Annotated in this window: 17 protein-coding genes; 4 read left to right on the forward strand and 13 right to left on the reverse strand. The window is 72.3% G+C overall.

Annotated features, from left to right (window positions below):
- Nucleotides 1-124: 124 nt before the first annotated feature.
- The 4 genes from LCH29_RS07850 to LCH29_RS07865 form a co-directional block, all read right to left on the reverse strand.
- Complete coding sequence (locus tag LCH29_RS07850; RefSeq protein WP_446460968.1) at nt 125-964, reverse strand: aldo/keto reductase; 840 nt, start codon at nt 962-964, stop codon at nt 125-127.
- Between the two features lie 44 nt (nt 965-1008).
- Nucleotides 1009-1719 carry a hypothetical protein gene (locus tag LCH29_RS07855; protein ID WP_446460969.1) on the reverse strand — a complete coding sequence of 237 codons (711 nt, stop codon included), beginning with the start codon at nt 1717-1719 and terminating at the stop codon, nt 1009-1011.
- A gap of 95 nt (nt 1720-1814) precedes the next feature.
- Nucleotides 1815-3641 (reverse strand): AMP-dependent synthetase/ligase, encoded by a 1827-nt coding sequence (locus LCH29_RS07860; protein ID WP_446460970.1) that lies wholly within the window; start codon nt 3639-3641, stop codon nt 1815-1817.
- A 305-nt stretch (nt 3642-3946) separates the two neighbouring features.
- Nucleotides 3947-4804, reverse strand: coding sequence for a LysR substrate-binding domain-containing protein (locus LCH29_RS07865; protein WP_446460971.1), 858 nt, complete (start codon nt 4802-4804; stop codon nt 3947-3949).
- 140 nt (nt 4805-4944) lie between these two features.
- Between LCH29_RS07865 and LCH29_RS07870 the strand changes: the two genes are divergently transcribed.
- Nucleotides 4945-6033: a bile acid:sodium symporter family protein gene (locus tag LCH29_RS07870; protein ID WP_446460972.1), complete on the forward strand. Its 1089-nt coding sequence runs from the start codon at nt 4945-4947 to the stop codon at nt 6031-6033.
- 118 nt (nt 6034-6151) lie between these two features.
- On the opposite strand, the gene LCH29_RS07875 is transcribed toward LCH29_RS07870, so the two are convergent.
- Together LCH29_RS07875 and LCH29_RS07880 are read right to left on the reverse strand one after the other, a co-directional pair.
- Nucleotides 6152-8122 carry an exo-alpha-sialidase gene (locus tag LCH29_RS07875; RefSeq protein ID WP_446460973.1) on the reverse strand — a complete coding sequence of 657 codons (1971 nt, stop codon included), beginning with the start codon at nt 8120-8122 and terminating at the stop codon, nt 6152-6154.
- A 117-nt stretch (nt 8123-8239) separates the two neighbouring features.
- Complete coding sequence (locus LCH29_RS07880; protein ID WP_446460974.1) at nt 8240-9169, reverse strand: quinone oxidoreductase family protein; 930 nt, start codon at nt 9167-9169, stop codon at nt 8240-8242.
- Nucleotides 9170-9275: 106 nt separating this feature from the next.
- On the opposite strand from LCH29_RS07880, the gene LCH29_RS07885 reads away from it, so the two are divergent.
- Nucleotides 9276-9734 (forward strand): MarR family winged helix-turn-helix transcriptional regulator, encoded by a 459-nt coding sequence (locus LCH29_RS07885; RefSeq protein WP_446460975.1) that lies wholly within the window; start codon nt 9276-9278, stop codon nt 9732-9734.
- A 64-nt stretch (nt 9735-9798) separates the two neighbouring features.
- Here LCH29_RS07885 and LCH29_RS07890 read toward each other — a convergent pair whose 3' ends face one another.
- The 6 genes from LCH29_RS07890 to fdhD all read right to left on the reverse strand — a co-directional run bounded on the left by LCH29_RS07890 (nt 9799) and on the right by fdhD (nt 15313).
- Nucleotides 9799-10161, reverse strand: coding sequence for a MerR family transcriptional regulator (locus tag LCH29_RS07890; protein WP_446460976.1), 363 nt, complete (start codon nt 10159-10161; stop codon nt 9799-9801).
- 34 nt (nt 10162-10195) lie between these two features.
- On the reverse strand, nt 10196-11434 hold the full coding sequence (locus tag LCH29_RS07895) for a serine hydrolase domain-containing protein (protein ID WP_446460977.1): 1239 nt from the start codon (nt 11432-11434) through the stop codon (nt 10196-10198).
- A gap of 106 nt (nt 11435-11540) precedes the next feature.
- Nucleotides 11541-12299: an SDR family NAD(P)-dependent oxidoreductase gene (locus LCH29_RS07900; protein ID WP_446460978.1), complete on the reverse strand. Its 759-nt coding sequence runs from the start codon at nt 12297-12299 to the stop codon at nt 11541-11543.
- A complete protein-coding gene (locus LCH29_RS07905) occupies nt 12296-13690 on the reverse strand; it encodes an MFS transporter (RefSeq protein ID WP_446460979.1) in 1395 nt (464 codons plus the stop codon). Before LCH29_RS07905 ends, LCH29_RS07900 begins: the two co-directional genes overlap by 4 nt.
- Before the next feature lie 119 nt (nt 13691-13809).
- Entirely contained in the window at nt 13810-14394 is a 585-nt protein-coding gene (locus LCH29_RS07910; protein ID WP_446460980.1) for a TetR/AcrR family transcriptional regulator, read from the reverse strand.
- A gap of 67 nt (nt 14395-14461) precedes the next feature.
- Complete coding sequence (gene fdhD / locus LCH29_RS07915) at nt 14462-15313, reverse strand: formate dehydrogenase accessory sulfurtransferase FdhD (protein WP_446460981.1); 852 nt, start codon at nt 15311-15313, stop codon at nt 14462-14464.
- Nucleotides 15314-15477: 164 nt separating this feature from the next.
- On the opposite strand from fdhD, the gene LCH29_RS07920 reads away from it, so the two are divergent.
- Complete coding sequence (locus LCH29_RS07920; RefSeq protein WP_446460982.1) at nt 15478-16155, forward strand: GntR family transcriptional regulator; 678 nt, start codon at nt 15478-15480, stop codon at nt 16153-16155.
- Between the two features lie 68 nt (nt 16156-16223).
- Here LCH29_RS07920 and LCH29_RS07925 read toward each other — a convergent pair whose 3' ends face one another.
- Nucleotides 16224-16511: a ribosomal protein L7/L12 gene (locus LCH29_RS07925; protein ID WP_446460983.1), complete on the reverse strand. Its 288-nt coding sequence runs from the start codon at nt 16509-16511 to the stop codon at nt 16224-16226.
- Between the two features lie 191 nt (nt 16512-16702).
- On the opposite strand from LCH29_RS07925, the gene LCH29_RS07930 reads away from it, so the two are divergent.
- The gene (locus LCH29_RS07930) at nt 16703-17884 is read left to right on the forward strand and encodes an ROK family protein (protein WP_446460984.1); all 1182 of its coding nucleotides are present in this window, start codon (nt 16703-16705) and stop codon (nt 17882-17884) included.
- The last annotated feature ends 503 nt before the right edge of the window (nt 17885-18387 follow it).

The raw sequence follows: 18387 nt of genomic DNA on the forward strand, positions 1-18387 counted from the left end.
CTGAGCGCCAAGCGTAATTGCGGTGGCAGGGGAGCGCTCGGCGGGCGCGGACATGACGCCGCCCCGCCGCGCGGTGCGCGACGGGGCGGTGGCGACCGGCCGTCAGACGTTCACCGGATGTCGGTCAGACCTGGGTCAGGTTGAACGTGTCCGGGTTCGGGCCCAGGCGGTTGCCCGAGTCCAGGGAGCCGATCGCGGACAGGTCTTCCGAGTCCAGCTCGAAGTCGAAGACGTCGATGTTCTCCTTGATCCGGGACGGCGTCACGGACTTCGGGATCACCACGTTCCCCAGGTCGAGGTGCCAGCGCAGCACGACCTGCGCCGCGCTCTTGCCGTGCTTCGCGGCGATCTCGGCGAGCTTCGGCTCCTCCAGCAGGCCCTTGCCCTGGCCCAGCGGGGACCAGGCCTCGGTGGCGATGTTGTGGCGGGAGTTGAAGGCGCGCAGCTCCGACTGCTGGAGCTGCGGGTGCAGCTCGACCTGGTCGATCACCGGGGTGACCGAGGCCTCGGAGAGCAGCCGCTGGGTGTGGGCGGGGTGGAAGTTGGACAGGCCGATGGCCTTGGCGCGGCCGTCGGCGTAGATCTTCTCGAACGCCTTCCAGGTGTCCACGTACTTGTCCACCTCGGGCAGCGGCCAGTGGATCAGGTAGAGGTCCACGTACTCGAGGCCGAGCTTGGTCAGCGAGGTGTCGAAGGCGCGGAGCGTGGAGTCGTACCCCTGCTCGGAGTTCCAGAGCTTGGTGGTGACGAACACCTCGTCGCGCGCGACACCCGACGCGGCGAGCGCCTTCCCCGTGCCCTCCTCGTTGCCGTAGATGGCCGCGGTGTCGATGTGGCGGTATCCGGCGTCCAGGGCGTTACGCACCGCGACCTGCGCCTCGTCGTCGGGTATCTGCCAGACGCCAAAGCCGAGCTGCGGGATCCGAACGTCGTTGTTGAGGGTGATGAAGGGGACCTTGCTCACGAGCGGTCGATCCTTACGTCGGAATGCGAACACGTACTCTGTTGTCAACGATCACCGGGCGCCACGCATTCCCGGTCCGCGAGCCGCACCGGCCGCGGGATCTCCGCGCGGAAACGGTGGAGGGTGTGCCCCTCGCGTACCGTCGCGCCCACGGCGACCGCCGCCAGGCTCACCGTACCCCGCGGTGCCCGCACCACCATGGCCAGCCGGTACGTACCGCCGATGGGGACCGTGCCGGTGCGGCGGATCTCCCAGCCCGGGTCGGAGCGCAGCTCGCGCCGGGCCTCCAGGCAGACCCGCTCGCCGGGCGGCGGCGCGTGGCTGTCGTCCCGGAGCGCCAGCCGGGGGCCGAGGCGGACCGGTGCGGACGGATCGGCGGTATCGGTGAGCTGATGCGGGGCCATGGACCAGGCGACCGGTCCGAAGGCGGCGGGCCCGGCCGCCTCGGTGTCCGCTTCCGTCGACAGGGTCAGATCGAGGTTGACCGTGTGCAGCGCGACCCGCTCTTTGCCCAAGGGCGTCGGGTCCTGTGTGCAGCTGACCGCGCAGAGCAGCAGATGGTAGACGGCGGTGTGCGCCTCGGCCTCCACGAAGGCCAGGAGTTCCGGGTCCGCGGCGACCAGTTCGGAGGTGACCGGGACGGACACCGGTCCGCCCAGGGTGATGCGCCCGGTCAGCGCCGGGGCCTGGGGGGTCTCCTCGGAGACCGGAGTCAGTTCGCGCTCGGGAAGTGCGGGGAGAATGACATCGATCATTTCGTGTCCCCTTCGCGGCTCGGTGGTTCCCAGGGAGTGCGCGTGTCCCCTCGGCCGACCGGGCGCCGTGCGTCCGCCCAGGCGCGGTGCGCGGCCTATGCGTGGTACAGCGCCTCGACCTCGACGGCGTACGCCTGTTCGATCGCCTTCCGCTTCAGCTTCAGGGACGGTGTCAGGAGACCATGCTCCTCCGAGAACTGCGCGGCAAGTATGCGGAAGGTACGAATCGACTCGGCCTGCGAGACGGTGGTGTTCGCCGCGACCACCGCCCGCCGGATCTCGGTCTCCAGATCCGGGTCCCGTACCAGCTCGGCTGCCGCCATCTTCGGTTTGCCGCGCATCGTCAGCCAGTGCGAAACGGCCTCCGGATCCAGGGTGACCAGCGCCGCGACGTACGGGCGGTCGTTGCCGACCACGATGCACTGCGCCACCAGCGGATGCCCCCGCACCCGGTCCTCCAGCCACACCGGTGAGACGGTCTTGCCGCCGGAGGTCACCAGGATCTCCTTCTTCCGCCCGGTGATCGTCAGATAGCCGTCGTCGTCCAGCGTGCCCAGGTCGCCGGTGGCCAGCCAGCCGTCGCGCAGCACGGCATCCGTCGCCTTCGGGTCGCCGAGGTAGCCGTTGAAGATCTGGCCGCCGCGCAGCCAGATCTCGCCGTCGTCGGCGATGTACACCGTGGTGCCGGGGATCGGCTGGCCGACCGTGCCGTAGCGGGTCCGCTCGGGCGGGTTGGCGGTGGCGGCCGCGGTCGACTCGGTGAGTCCGTACCCCTCGTAGATGGTGACGCCCGCGCCCCGGAAGAACAGCCCGAGCCGCCGCTCCATGGCCGAGCCGCCCGACATCCCGTGCCGGACGCGGCCGCCCATCGCGCCGCGCACCTTGCTGTACACGAGCTTGTCGAAGAACTGGTGCTGCATGCGCAGCGAGGCGCTGGGGCCCGCGCCGATGCCGAACGCCTTCTCCTCCACCGCCTCCGCGTACCGCACCGCGATCTCGACCGCCCTCTCGAACGGCCCGGACTTGCCGTCCGCCTCCGCGCGGCGGCGCGCCGCCGCGAACACCTTCTCGAAGATGTACGGCACGGCGAGGATGAAGGTCGGCTGGAAGGACCGGAGGTCCGGCAGGAGCGCGGACGCCGCCAGCTTCGGCTGGTGGCCGAGCTTGACCCGGCCGCGGATCGCGGCGACCTCGACCATCCGGCCGAAGACGTGGGCGAGGGGGAGGAAGAGCAGCGTGGCGGCCTCGTCGCCGCGCTTGGAGTGGAAGGCGTCCTCGTACCGCTCGACGACGTTGTCGCACTCGGCCATCAGATTGGCATGGCTGATCACACAGCCCTTGGGGCGGCCGGTGGTGCCCGAGGTGTAGATGATGGTCGCCGGCTGCTCCGGGGTCATCGCCAGCCGGTGCCGGTGGACCAGGTCGTCGTCGATGGACTCGCCGTCGCTCAGCAGCTGCTCCAGCGCCCCGGCGTCCAGCTGCCACAGCCGCTCGAGGTGCGGCAGCCGCCCGACCACCGAGCCGACCGTCATGGCGTGGTCCTCGTGCTCGACCATGCACGCCGACACGGACGAGTCGTGCAGCATCCAGAAGACCTGCTCGGCGGAGGAGGTCGGGTACAGCGGCACGCTCTGCGCGCCCACCGTCCACAGCGCGAAGTCGAACAGCGTCCACTCGTAGCGGGTGGGGCACATGATGCCGACCCGGTCGCCGAACCGGACGCCCTGGGCCAGCAGTCCCTTGGCGAGCGCCACCACCTCGTCCCGGAACTGGGCCGAGGTCACGTCCTCCCAGTGGCCGTCAGGCGTCTTGCGCCCCAGCGCCACCCGATGAGGATCGGATTCCGCATGCTCGAAGACGGCATCCGCCAGTCCTCCGGCCTGGGGCGCCGACGCCAACGGGGGGACGGTGAACTCGCGCAATACCTGCTCCTTGAAGCCGCTCCGCACAGCGCCGCGACCGTACCCGATCCGAAGCCCCGGGCGGGAGAGGTGTTTCGTCGGGTAATGGTCGGAATGTGCGCTGACCAGTGAGGTGAAAGGGTGTCAAACGGTCACTGCAAGGGCCGGTTTGTACTCATGCTGGCCCTATGCACCGCATGTGTGGCTGATATGTGACGACTTTCTGCACGGAATCTCTCCGATCACGGCACAGGCCCGGCCGGTCATGGCGCGGGCCCGGCCGGTCATGGCGCGGGCCCGGCCGGTCATGGCATGGGCTCCGCCCGTCATGGCACCGGCCCGGCCAGGATCGCTTCCGCGAGCCGCTCCGCCGCCGCGCGGGTCGCGGTGTCCCGCTGCCGCTCCCCGTACAGCAGGACGAAGTCCACCGGCCCCAGCTCCGGCAGTCCGGCCCGCTCCGGAACCGGCACCAGGCCCGGCGGAATCAGGCCATCGGTGTGCGCCATCACCCCGAGCCCCGCGCGCGCCGCCGCGACCAGCCCGTTGAGGCTGCCGCTCGTGCACACGATCCGCCACGATCTGCCGTGCCGCTCCAGCACGTCCAGCGCTCGGGCCCGGGTCAGACCGGGCGGCGGGAAGACGATCAGGGGCAACGGGCGGCCCGGATCCAGCCGCAGCCCCTCCGCGCCGATCCACACCAGCCGGTCCCGCCACACCAGCTGCCCCTGCGGCCGCTCCTCGGACCGCTTGGCCAGCACCAGATCCAGCTTCCCCGCCTCCAGCCGCTGGTGCAGGGTGCCCGACAGCTCGACCGTCAGCTCCAGATCCACCTCCGGGTGCTCACGGCGGAACCCCTTGAGGATCTCCGGCAGCCGGGTCACCACGAAGTCCTCCGACGCCCCGAACCGCAGCCGCCCGCGCAGCCGGGTGCCCCGGAACCAGCCCGCCGCCCGCTCGTTCGCCTCCAGGATCGACCGCGCGAAGCCGAGCATCGCCTCGCCGTCCTCGGTCAGCTCCACCCCGTGGGTGTCCCGGCTGAACAGCTGGCGCCCGGCCGCCTCCTCCAGCCTGCGGACATGCTGGCTCACCGTGGACTGCCGCACCCCGAGCCGGTGCGCGGCCCGGGTGAAGCTGAGCGTCTGCGCGACGGCGAGGAACGTACGGAGCTGGGCGGGATCGAACACGTCTTCCACCCTAGGCACGCCCATCACGGAACGCGATAGCAGTCAGTGCGGTATGCGGGATTCCCGATGGGCCCGAACACGGGCAGCCTGGAGAGGGCCCCGTCCGGCGCCCGGGCCCACGACAGCGAGAAAGAGAGTTCATGCACCGCCCGCACCGCCCGCACCATCCGCTCCGCACGATCCGCACGACCCGAAAGATCACCCTCCCCTCCTGGCTGCCACTGGACGGCTTCATCCTCGGCCTGGTCGGCACCGTCGCCCTCGCCGCGCTGCTCCCGGTCAGCGGCCGGGCCGCCACCGTGACGGACGGGGCCACCACCGTCGCGGTCGCCTTCCTCTTCTTCCTCTACGGCGCCCGGCTCTCCACCCGCGAGGCGCTGGACGGGGTACGCCACTGGCGCCTCCACCTGACCGTGCTGGCCTGCACCTTCGTCATCTTCCCCGCGCTGGGCCTGGCCGCCCGCGGGCTGGTCCCTTACGTCCTCACCCAGCCCCTCTACACCGGCCTCCTCTTCCTCTGCCTGGTGCCCTCCACGGTCCAGTCCTCGATCGCCTTCACCTCGCTCGCCCGGGGCAACGTCGCCGCCGCGATCTGCGCGGGCTCCTTCTCCAGCCTGATCGGCATCGTCGTCACCCCGGTCCTGGCCGCGCTGCTCCTCGGCAGCAGCGGCGGCGGGTTCTCCGCCGACTCGATGGTCGAGATCGCCCTCCAGCTGCTGGCCCCCTTCCTGGCCGGTCAGTTCCTCCGCCGCTGGATCGGCGGCTTCATCACCCGGCACCGCGCGGTCCTGCGCCTGGTCGACCGCGGCTCGGTCCTGCTCGTCGTCTACGCGGCGTTCAGCGCGGGCATGACCCGGGGCATCTGGCACCAGATCACCCCCGCCCGGCTGGCCGTCCTGCTCGGGGTGGAGGCGGTGCTGCTCGCGCTCATGCTCACGCTGACCACGTACGGCTCCCGGAAGCTGGGCTTCCCGCGCGAGGACCGCATCACGATCACCTTCGCGGGCTCCAAGAAGAGCCTGGCCGCGGGCCTGCCCATGGCCAGCGTCCTCTTCGGCGCCCAGGCGAGCCTGGCCGTCCTCCCGCTGATGCTCTTCCACCAGATGCAGCTGATGGTCTGCGCCGTCCTGGCCCGCCGCTTCGCGGCCCGCGCCCCGGAGGCGGCGCCCGAAGCCGCCCCGGAGCCGGTACGGGAAGAGATCCCTCAGCCCCAGTCCGTGACCCGCTGAGCGTCCCCGGGCGACATCCGGCGCCAGGTGTCCCGCGTCGATCTCCGCGGCCGCGCTGGCCCTCGCCTGGCGGCGCGGACGGCGCGAGGCGCCCGCCGCCCGCGCCGCGAGCGAGGTGTCAGCGGGGTGACCGGACGCGGTCCAGGGGGAGATGGGCGGTCGCGGATTTGGCGTCGAGGGGGGCGTTGAACTCGCGGACGTGGCGGAGTTCGGTGTCGGTCAGGGCCCGGGCGTAGACGCGGACCTCGTCCAGGGCGCCCGTCATCCGGGAGCGGCCGTCGACCGCCTCGCCGAGGTGCAGGGCGAAGGGGGAGGAGCGGCTGATGGTGCCGGGGGCGTCGGGCGCGGAGACCGGAGTGGTGCCGTCCACCGTGAGGGAGAGGCGGCCGTCGGTGCGGGTGAGGGCCAGGTGGTGCCATGCGCCGTCGTTGTGGGCGGCGGTGGTACTGACCGAGGCCGAGGTGTAGGTGGCGGGGCCGTTGACGGTGGTCATGAGGGCGCGGACGCGGTTCGAGGACGGTTCGCCGCGTACCCAGACCTGGGCCTGCTTGCCGCCGATGCCGCCCATCCAGAGGAAGGGGTGCTGCCCGGAGGCGGCGGAGTAGCGGAACCACAGGCTGAGGGTGAAGTCGCGAGTGCCGAGCGGCAGCGAGGAGCGGTAGGGGAGGCGTACGGCGTCGTCCGTACCGTCGAAGGTGAGCGCTCCGCCGAAGCGGCCCCCGGTGGTCCCGGTGGCGTCGCCGAGGACGGTCGCGGGGCGGGCGCGGGGTGCGCGGTCGTCCGTGACCGGGGACGGGGCGGCGCGTGGGCCCAGCCAGTCCTCGGTGAAGCGGGCGAAGCGGATCTCGTCGCGGGCGTCCACCGCGCCGCCCTCGTACATCAGCCCGACCGTGCCGGGCGAGATGAGGGCCATGTCGGAGTAGCCGGACCAGTCGGTGGTGACCACCTTGCCGCGGTCGGTCCCCTCCCAGCTGCGGGCCTCGTCCCAGGAGGAGCGGATCATCATGGTGCGGCGCCGGTCGGGGTCGGCGGGCGCCGAGAACAGCACCCGCCCCGGGCCGTCGCGGCCCGCGTCGCGCAGCCGCAGGACCGAGCCCTGCACCATCGGCGTGGACAGGTCGGGGATGCCGCGGAAGGGGGCGGCGAAGCTCTCGCCGCCGTCGCGGCTGATGGCGTAGTCCCGGTGGCCGAGGTCGGTGCCGTCCTGTTCGCGCCCGTTGACGTAGACCGAGCCGTCGGACCGCTCCAGCAGCGTCATCTCCGACGGCTTCTGACGGAACGTCCCGTCCCGGGCGATCGGGTACGAGTCCACCGCGCCGACCTTCCAGCGCCTGCCGCCGTCGTCGCTGTAGGCGAGCGCCGCGTGGTTGGCGGTGATGCGGGTGCCGTCGTGGCTCTCGGTGTTGACGGTGAAGAGCAGCCGCCCCTTGTGCGGCCCGCGCTTCAGCTGGATGCCGTGCACCGGGCCGGTGGCGTACCAGGAGTTCCACGCCGGGGGCAGCAGGGCGGGGCTCAGATCGCGCGGGGTGGACCAGGTGGCGCCGTCGTCGTCGCTGTACTGGAGGTGCGGGGTGCGGTCACACGGCACATCACAGCTCTGGGAGTCGTCCCGGCCGGTGTTGTACGTGCTGGCCAGCAGGATCCGGCCGGTGCGCGTGTCCACCACGGGCGCCGGGTTGCCGTGGGTGTCGCCGCCGCCCTCGTTCACCACCTGTAACGGACCCCAGGTGCGGCCCCCGTCGGTGGAGCGCTTGAGCACCAGGTCGATGTCCCCGGCGTCGCCGCAGTTGTCCTTGCGGCCCTCGGCGAAGGCGAGCAGGGTGCCGTCCTCGGACTTCACGATCGCGGGGATCCGGAAGCAGAAGTACCCCGCGTCCTGGCCGGACTTGAAGAGGATCTGCTGGTCGAAATCCGCGTCCGCGGAGGAGGCGGAGGAGCCGGAATCGGTACGGGCCGCGGACACGGTGTCGTCCGTGTCCGCGGCCCGTACCGGAAGCGGAGCCAGGGCCAGCGCCGCGGCGGCGAGAAGCACCGAGGCGCGGCGCCGCCAACGTCTGGTCCGGGGGCGTGTGCGGGGATCTGACGCCATGGTCACGACCTGCCCTTCAGTGCCATCTGGACATCAAGACATCACGACATCCCATGTCTCAGGGAGACTGTCGCAGAAGTGTCCCGCTGTGCGCCGGGTGGAAACAAGGACCGTGCGTCACGGGATGAGGACGACCTTTCCCCGGTTCGTGCGGGACTCGATGATGGCGTGGGCCTTCGAGGCCTGGTCGAGCGGTATTTCGGCGTGCACGGCGGGGCGCAGGCGGCCCTCGCGGAAGAGCCGCCACAGCTCGCCGCGGTGTCGCTCGTACAACTCGGGTCGGGTTCGGGAGAAGTGAGCCATGGTCAGCCCGGTGATGGTCGTCGAGCCGGAAAGCAGGGCGTGCGCGGGGACGGTGCCGCCGCCGGAGTTGAAGAAGACCAGCCGCCCGGCCGGGGCCAGGGCCGCGAGGGCGCGGGGGAGGAGGTCGCCGCCGACGCCGTCGAGCACCGCGTCGACCGGTTCGTCCCAGGACTCGTCCCCGTACGCCACCACCTCGTCCGCGCCGAGGCCGCGCAGGAACGGGGCCTTCGCCGGGTCGCCGACGGCCGCGACGACGCGGCGCACCCCCTGGGCGCACGCCAGTTGGACCGCCAGATGGCCGACGCCGCTCGCGGCGCCCGTGATGAGCAGCGCTGCGGCGGGGGAGGGCGCGGCGGTGGCGAGGGCGGCGAGGGCGACATGGCCGCCGCGGACGAGGGCGACCGCCTCCACGGAGGTTGCGCCGTCCGGGATCGGCGAGGCGGTGACGACGGGGGCGGTGGTGAGGTCGGCGTAGGAGTCCGCGAACGAGATCGCGGCGACCCGGTCGCCGACGGCGAAGCCGGTGACGCCGTCCCCGAGCGCGGCCACCCGCCCCGCGACATCGCCGCCGAACGACCCGGGGAGCGGCGTACCGGTGTCCCGGACGCGGCGCACCCCGGGCAGGGTCACGCCGATCGCCTCGGTGCGGATCAGCAGTTCGCCGGGGGCGGGCGCGGGCGGATCGGCCTTCTCCAGGCGGAGGACGTCCGGGCCGCCGTGGGCGTGGAAACGGACGCGGCGCATGGGGCCTCCTGGGGCAAGGGAATTCATTGGGCGACCCAACGGTAGCGGGATTCATTGGGAATGCCAACGTTGGGAGTTCCCATGGTGTGCCGGGTACGCTGAGGCCATGCCCGAGACCCCGTTCGCCCCCGCCCGCATCCGCTCCCTGCCCAGCTGGCTCCTCGGTCGCGCCGCCGCCCGGGGGCACCGTCTGGTGGCGGAGGCGCTGGCCCGGGAAGGGATGCGGATGATGCATCACGCGGTGCTGTCCGCCGTCGCGGAGCTGGGCCCCGTATCGCAGGCGGAGCTGGGGCGCAGCCTCGGCATCGACCCCAAGGACATGGTGGGGATCGTCGGCGACCTGGAGGGCGAGGGCCTCGTCACCCGCAGCCCCGATCCGCGCGACCGCCGGAAGAACGCGATCGCCATCTCGGAGGAGGGCGAGCGGCGGCTGGTGCGGACGCGGCGGCTGGGCGACGAGGCCAACGACGAGCTGACGGCGGGGCTGAGCGCGGCGGAGCGCGAGCAACTGATGGCGCTGCTGCGGCGGGTGGCCGAGCCGGTCGAGCCGTGCCGCGAGGCGTAGGGGCCCAGGGGGTGTCTCGCCGATCATGCCGGGCTCCCGACGCCTGGCACGTGGGGGGCGCGGGTCAGTCCGTGGCGGACTGACCCGCCGTGATCACCAGGTCCAGCAGCGACCGCGATGTCTCCAGATCCTCGATCGCGGTCGTCATCCGGTCCCGCTCCCGCCGCAGTTGGCCCAGCAGATCCTGACAGGTCGGGACCAACCGCTCGCCGTCGTCGCGGACACACGGCAGGACCTGGGAGATGACCGCGGTGGACAGGCCCGCGGCGAGGAGGGCGCGGATGCGGTGCACCGTCCGCACATCGGACTCGCGGTAGACGCGGTAGCCGCTGGGCAGCCGGTCGGGCCGGAGCAGGCCCTGCTCTTCGTAGTAGCGCAGCAGGCGTTCGTTCACCCCGGTGCGCCGGGACAGCTCGCCGATGCGCATGGACTTCTCTCCTCCGGCTTCCCGACCTCCGCCGTCAGAGTTTACGAGCGCACATCACGTCGTCGAGCAGCGCCTGGACTTTCTGCTCGGCCGCGAGGAGCTGTTCGTCGTCGGACGTCGTGCCCGTGGTCATGACCACGACCGAGCGCCGCCCGTGGGCGTCGGTGGTGGCCCTGATCGTCCCGCCCGCCAGGTCGCCGCCGTGACCCCAGCGGGATCCGCCGCAGGTCAGCGGCTGCTCGGCCAGCCCGAGGCCGTAGCGCATCCCGGGGAAGGCCTTCTCGTAGTCCGCGTTGACGGCGACGGTCCGGCGCATCTCGGCGAGCTGCGGCGGCAGCAGCAGCTTCCCGCCCAACAGGGCGGCGTAGAACCGGCTCAGATCGCGATCGGTGCTGATCAGGGAGCCCGCGGCCCCCGCCCAGTTCACATTGCGGACGGTGGTGTCGGTCCACTCGGTCGAACCGGGGAAGCGCTCGTACGTATGCGCGTGCGGACCCCTCAGATAAGGGTCGTCGCCGGGCGCGTACGTGCCGGTCAGGCCCAGCGGGCGGACGATCCGTTCCTGGACCTCCTTGTCCCATGTTTTCCCGGTGACCTTCTTGATGATCATTCCGGCGAGGAGGTAGCCGGGATTGGAGTAACTCCACCGCGGATTCGGCTCGTCCTCGTCGGCGGGCGGGAAGTCGGGCCGGTGCTTCATCGCTCCGGCGACGATCTCCGCGGGGTCGATGTGGCGGTACCGGTTCTGCTCGAACGCCTCGGCCGTGTCCCCGGTCTCCTCCGTGGGGTCGTAGCGGTAGATGCCGCTGGTGTGCTGGAGCAGGTTGCGGATGGTGATCCGGCTGCCGTCGTTGCCGTTGCCGCTCACCACGCCCGGCAGCCACTTCTCCACCGGATCGCTCAGCGACAGCTTCCCCTCGGCGACCAGCTGGAGCACGACCGTGGCCACGAAGGTCTTGGTGACGCTCGCGGCCCGGTAGTTCGCCCCGTACGGCATGGGGCGGCCGGTGTTCCGCTCGGCCACGCCCGCGCGGGCACGGACCTCGCGGCGGCCGTCCCGAACCTCCACGGTGATGCCGGTGTATCCGGCGTCCCGGAGGATCCGGGCCACCCGCTGGTGCAACTCCTTCGAGGTGAGCGTGGTGGCCGCGGCGGACGCGGTGCGGTGATCGGCCGTGGCCGCCGGGACGGCGGCGGCGCCGACGAGCAGGGCGGCGGCCGCCGTGGCGGCCGCGGCGAGACGTAAACGGGCTGTTCTGATACGTCTGTTCATGTCGCCCCAGCCTGCCGGGGCGAGGGGGCCCGGACCATGGAGACGACCCCCGGACCCGGGTGGGGGCAGGCCCCGGGCCCTGGTGGGGGCAGCCCTACGGGTGAGATCAGGCCGAGGAGCCACTGTCCACGACCAGATCGGTGCCGACCACGGAACCCGCCGCCGGGGAGGCGAGGTAGAGCACCGCCGCCGCGATCTCGTCCGCCTCGGCGAGTCGGCCCAGCGGAGTCTGCGTCTTCATCCGCTCGGCACGGTCGGCCTCGGTCTCGCCGGGCAGCAGGGACATGGGGCCGTCGGAGGCGCCGGGGCTGACCGCGTTGATCCGGACGCCCTGGTGGATGTGGTCGAGCGCGGCCGCCCGGGTCAGTGCGGACACCGCCGCCTTCGAGGTGCTGTACGCGCCGACGCCCGGAACCCGGAGGTGGGCGCCGAGGTTGGACGAGATGTTGACGATGGCCCCGCCGCCGTTCTCCTTCATGTGGGCGATCTGGTGCTTCATGGCCAGCCAGACGCCCGTCACATTGGTGCGCAGCACCGCGTCCCAGTCCTCCTCGCTGACCTCGCCGACCGGCCCCTGGCCGCGGAGTATCCCGGCGTTGTTGACCGCGATGTCCAGCCCACCGAAGCGGCTGACGGCCTCGCGCACCAGATCGCGCAGTCGGTCGGAGTCGGTGACATCGGCGGTGACGGCGGCGGCCCGGCCGCCCGCGGCCTCGATGAGGCGGACCGTCTCGGCCAGGGTGGCTTCGGTGCGCCCCGCGGCCACGACGGACGCGCCCTCGGCGGCGAAGGCGAGCGCGATGGCACGGCCGAGGCCGGAGCCCGCGCCGGTGACGAGGGCGGTCTTGGCGGTGAAGCGGTTCATCGTATGGCTCCTTGTGCGGTGGAGGAGGGACGGCTCCGCTGGATGCGGAGGTTCAGGGCGGCGGCGGCCGCGAGCGCGGCCCCCGTCGCGGCGAGGGAGAAGGAGTCGCTGCCGAAGGTGAGCACGATGGCGAAGACCACCGTCGGACCCAGCTCCATCGCCGTGTTCAGCACCCCGCCGGCGAGCCCGGTCCGCCCGGGCGGCACACCGTCGGTGGTGAGGACCGCGGCCCCGGCGAAGGAGGCCGCCGTACCGGTCGGCAGCAGCATCAGCCCGGGCAGCAGCCCCGACGCGTACGGGGCGTGGGGGTCGAGCCCGGTGAAAGCCAGCAGGACGAGCCCGGCAGCGGCCGTGGCCAGCCCGGCGGCGGTGACCTTCCGTGGCCCGAAGCGGGCTATGAGCCCTCCCGCCAACCGGCCCGAGGCGAGCAGGGCGACGGCGAACGGCAGGAAGGCGGCCGAGGTCCGCAGCGGGGACCAGTCGCGGTCCTGCTGGAGGTGGAGCGAGAACGTCACGAAGGTCATCGCGGTCGCGCAGGCGCTCAACGCGATGGCCGTGAGGGCGAGGGCCCGCTGCCGGTCCGCCAGGAAGCGGGGCGGCAGGAGCGGATCTCCGGCCCGGCGCTCGGCGTACCAGAACGCGGTGAGCAGCGCGGCTCCGAGGAGCAGCGGCACCAGCACCCCGGCCGACGACCAGGGCAGGGCGTCGGTGACGACGAGCCCGTGACTGGCGAGCGTGATCCCCGCGGTGGCCAGCAGCGCGCCCGGCAGATCGAGCGTCCGGCCCGGGGTCGGCGCGGTGTCCGGAAGCAGCCTCGGCGCGAGCGCCAGGGCGGCCGCGGCCACCGCGAACGGTATGGCGAAGCTCCAACGCCAGGACAGCAGTTCCGCTATGACGCCGGAGAGCACGTTGCCCGCGGTCGCGCCGAGCACCGAGAGCCCGCCCCAGGACGCCATCGCCCTCCCGTACGCCGCGGGGGAGGGGAAGACGGCGCGCAGCACGGCCATCGCGGCGGGCGCGATCAGCGCCGCTCCCGCGCCCTGGGCGAAGCGTGCCGCGAGGAGGGTGCCGATGCCGGGGGCGAACGGGGCGGCGGCCGAGGCCGCGGCGAAGAGCGTGAGCCCGGCGCCGAGGGCTCGTCGCCCGCCGTAGCGGTCGGCGATGCGGCCACCGAAGAGCAGCAGCCCGGCGAAGGTCAGTCCGTAGGCGGCGCTCAGCAGGATCAGATCGGCGCGCTCCAGGCCGAATGCGCGCCCGATCTCGGGCAGCGGCACGGCGATCGCGGCGAGCGTGAAGATCAGCGTGATCTGGACGGAGCCGAGCAGGGCGAACGCCTGGCGCCGGCGCGTGCCGGTGGTGGTATCGCATGCGGCATCCGTGGCGGTGGTCATCCTCGTCCCCCAATTTTGACCGATCAGTTCAATATGTGGACATGAAAAAGGAGCGGCGAGGCGTCGCTCTTTCCTCAGTCCAGCAGTGCTCAGTCCAGCAGTGCTCAGTCCAGCAGTGCTCAGTCCAGCAGTGCCAGCGCCTGCTCCGCCGCGTCCCGTACCCGGGCGGGGTCGTCCGACGCCTTGCCCACCACCCGGAGCCCCTGGAGCAGGACGAACAGCATCCGCGCCAGCGCGCGGGGGTCGCGGTCCTCGGGAAGCTCCCCCTGGGCCTGGGCCCGTATCAACGCGGAGTGCAGCGGGGTCTCCACATGGTCCCAGCTCACTTCCACTCGGCGGGCCATCACCGGGTCGTGCGGGGCGAGTTCGGCCGCGGTGTTGGTCACCAGGCAGCCAGCCAGCCGCTGCTCCGGGGAGGCGGCCTCCTCGGCGAAGCGGTGCACCAGCGCCCGCACCGCGGGCAGTGCGGGGCCCGGCTGGGACAACTCGGCCAGCAGGGACGGGTCGCGGGTCTCCGCGTAGCGGTCCATCGCCTTCAGATACAGCTCGCGCTTGTTTCCGAAGGTCGCGTAGATGCTGGCGCGGCCGATGCCGAGGTGCTCGACGAGGTCCGCCATCGAGGTCGCTTCATAGCCGCGCCGCCAGAACAGCTCGAGAGCCGACTGGAGTGCGGCCTCCGGATCGAATTCCTTCGTTCTGGCCATGGGGAAACCCTAGCACCTATCCAGAACGGTCGGTCAATAACTCTTTCGAGGGACGGGGGCAGTGCCGTCAGGCGCCGCCGACCGCCGTCGGCAGGGCGAGCCGGTGCTCGCCCGCGTACACGTTCATCGACGTGCCGCGCAGGAAGCCGACCAGCGTCAGCCCCGCCTCGTCCGCCAGGTCCACGGCCAGCGAGGACGGCGCCGAGACCGCGGCCAGCACCGGGATTCCCGCCATGACCGCCTTCTGCGCCAGCTCGAAGGAGGCCCGGCCGGAGACCAGCAGCACGGCCCCGGACAGCGGCAGCAGTCCCTGCTGGACGGCTCGCCCGACCAGCTTGTCCACCGCGTTGTGGCGGCCCACGTCCTCCCGGACGTCCAGCAGCTCGCCCTCCGGCGTGAACAGCGCCGCCGCGTGCAGCCCGCCGGTGCGGTCGAAGACGCGCTGCGCGGCGCGCAGCCGGTCGGGCAGGGCGGTCAGGGTCTCGGGGGTGATACGGATGGGGGCGTGAGTGTCGTCCAGCCGCCAGCGCGCCGTGGTGCGGACGGCGTCCAGGCTGGCCTTGCCGCACAGGCCGCACGACGAGGTCGTGTAGACGTTGCGTTCGAGGGTGATGTCGGGGACGGGTACGCCCGGGGCGAGCTTCACGTCCACCACGTTGTAGGTGTTGGAGCCGTCCTCGGTCGCGCCCGCGCAGTAGACGATGTTCGCCAGTTCGTCCGCGCTGCCGAGCACGCCCTCGCTCACCAGGAAACCGGCGGCCAGCGCGAAGTCGTCACCCGGTGTGCGCATGGTGATCGCCAGTGGCCGTCCGTTCAGCCGGATCTCCAGCGGCTCCTCGGCCACCAAGGTGTCCGGGCGGGGGCTGACCACCCCGTCCCGGAGGCGGATGACGCGGCGTCGCTCAGTGACCCGTCCCATGTCGATCAGTCCCGGTTCTGTGCGTGGATTGCGTGCGGGGATGCGTGCGTGCTGGGAGGTCTCATTGTCCTGCACGTGACCCTGAGACCGTAGCCCCGGTGTGCGTAAACTGTAGACAATAACCAATCCGGGAATCCGGCCGACACCGATCCACAGGGGGCGCGATGCTGTCCAAGGGGCTGCCGCAGGGCGCGGTGCCGAGGCTGGAGCGGCCCGGGCCGCTGCGCGAGCGCGTCTACGAGGCGCTGCTCGAACTCATCACCACCCGCGCCCTCCGGCCCGGCCAGCACCTCGTCGAGAGCGAACTGGCGAGCCAGCTCGGTGTTTCCCGGCAGCCGGTGCGCGAGGCGCTCCAGCGGCTCAACACCGAGGGGTGGGTCGATCTGCGCCCGGCGCAGGGCGCGTTCGTCCACGAGCCCACGGAGGAGGAGGCCGACCAGCTCCTCACCGTCCGCACCCTGCTGGAAGCCGAGGCCGCGCGGCTGGCCGCCGCGGGCGCGGGACCGGAGGGGGTCGCGGCGCTGGAGGAGGTGTGCGCCACCGGTGAACGGGCCGTCCTGGACGACGACGTGGACGGCGCGGTGGCCGCGAACGCCGAGTTCCATGCCACGGTGATGGCGCTCGCCGGGAACGCGGTGCTGGCGGACCTGGCCGCCCAGGTGCACCGCCGGGTCCGCTGGTACTACACCCCGGTGGCCCGGCAGCGCGGCAAGCAGTCCTGGACCGAGCACCGCGAGCTGATCGCCGCCATCGCGGAGCGCGACGAACGGCGCGCCACGGAGATCATGCGCGCGCACACGGAGCACACGCGCCGCAGCTATCACGAGCGCCCCAGCGACTGACCGCCGAGCGCACCGGCTCCGCCGAGTGTCCCGGCGACTGACCGCTGGTCGGGCCCGTGCCCATGGCCTCAGCCGCGGGTCCCGTCCATGCGCTCGACCGCCTCCTTGGCCTCCTTGAGGTCCGCGTTCGTGATCTCGCGGTACTCCTTGATGGCCTGGATCTTCTTGTCCTCGCGCAGCAGGGCCGTCACCCGCTCCATGCCCGGCTCCTCCTGACGGATGCCCAGGTGATCGAGGATCAGGTCCGCCTTGCGCTCCAGTCGGGCGTTCCGGCGCTCCAGTCGCTTGAGGCGGGCTTCCAGGCTGCCGTACACCAGGACGACGACCACGAGGGTGGCAAAGCTGGCTATTTCCATGCCCGGAATGATAGCGGCGCGGCCCTGACGAGAAATCGCCCCTGCCGCCCCTCTAGTTTGTCCTTCCACAGGAGAAAGTCCGCATGGATTGCGGCGCAAGTTCTTCCCACCCCCGACAACCGCTGCTACGTTCCCCGTGAAAGCCCGACCATGTGCATGCCGATGACGGCGGGAGGGGCGGCGTGAGGCGCATGACGGCACGACCCGCGAACGCGCATCAGGCCCGGCTGCTCCGCCTGTTGCGCGACGGCGGCCCCAACTCCCGGGCTCAACTGGGCGATCAGATCGACCTCTCGCGTTCCAAGCTCGCCGTCGAGATCGACCGGTTGCTGGAGACCGGGCTGGTGATCGCCGACGGCCTCGCCGCCTCACGGGGCGGGCGCCGCTCGCACAACATACGGCTCGCGCCCGCCCTGCGGCTGCTCGGCGTCGACATCGGCGCCACCTCCGTCGACGTGGCCGTGACCAACGCGGAACTGGAGATTCTCGGCCACCTCACGCAGCCCATGGACGTCCGCGAGGGCCCGGTCGCGGTGTTCGAACAGGTGCTGGCCATGGCCGCCAAGCTCCGCGCCTCCGGCGTCGCGGAGGGGTTCGACGGCGCGGGCATCGGAGTGCCGGGGCCCGTCCGGTACCCCGAGGGCGTGCCCGTCGCGCCGCCGATCATGCCGGGCTGGGACGGCTTCCCCGTACGGGAGGCACTCAGCCAGGAACTGGGCTGCCCCGTCATGGTCGACAACGACGTGAACCTCATGGCCATGGGGGAGCAGCAAGCCGGAGTCGCCCGCTCCGTCAAGGACTTCCTCTGCGTCAAGATCGGCACCGGCATCGGCTGCGGCATCGTGGTCGGGGGTGATGTCTACCGCGGTACGACCGGCAGCGCGGGCGACATCGGACACATCCAGGCCGAGCCCGACGGCCGCCCCTGCGCCTGCGGCAACCACGGCTGCCTGGAGGCCTACTTCGGCGGCGCGGCCCTCGCCCGCGACGCCGAGGCCGCCGCCCGCGACGGCCGCTCCGCCGAACTCGCCGCGCGGCTGGAGGCCGCGGGGCACCTCGCCGCCACGGACGTCGCGGCGGCGGCCTCCGCCGGTGACGCCGCCGCCCTCGAGCTCATCCGCGAGGGCGGCATGCGCACCGGTCAGGTCATCGCCGGTCTCGTCAGCTTCTTCAACCCGGGCCTGGTCGTGATCGGCGGCGGCGTCACCGGCCTCGGCCACACGCTCCTCGCCGCCATCCGCACCCAGGTCTACCGTCAGTCCCTTCCGCTTGCCACCGGCAACCTCCCCATCGTGCTGGGCGAATTGGGCCCGGCCGCGGGGGTCACCGGCGCGGCCCGTCTGATCAGCGACCACCTCTTCTCCCCGGCCTGACCCTTCCCACCGGGCGGCCCCGCCCGGCCCCGTCCCTACGGCCCGCCCCGCGGAACGGACCGTACCGAGGCACAGCGCCCTTTCCCCACCCCGCCCCTTCCCGATTCCCACCGACCCGTTCCACCCCGGGCCCCCGGCCCGGGGCCCACTCCCGACCTCCGAGGCCGGGGCCCGGGGTAGGGGCTCCGCCCCGGGCCTCCGGGGTCAGGGGTTCCGCCCCCTGGCGGTGGACCCGGACCTGGACCCGGACCCGCACTTGGGCCCGGATCCCGGACCCGGACCTGGACCTGGACCCGGACCGGCACTTGGGCCCGGATTCCGGACCCGGACCTGGACCTGGACCCGGACCGGCACTTGGGCCCGGATTCCGGAACCGGAGCCCGGACCCGGACCGGAACTTGGGCCCGGATCCTGGACCCGGACCCCGGAATCGGACCGGAACTTGGGCCCGGATCCTGGACCTGGACCCGGACCGGCACTTGGGCCCGGATTCCGGAACCGGA

It is taken from the genome of Streptomyces sp. BRA346 (assembly GCF_052851135.1).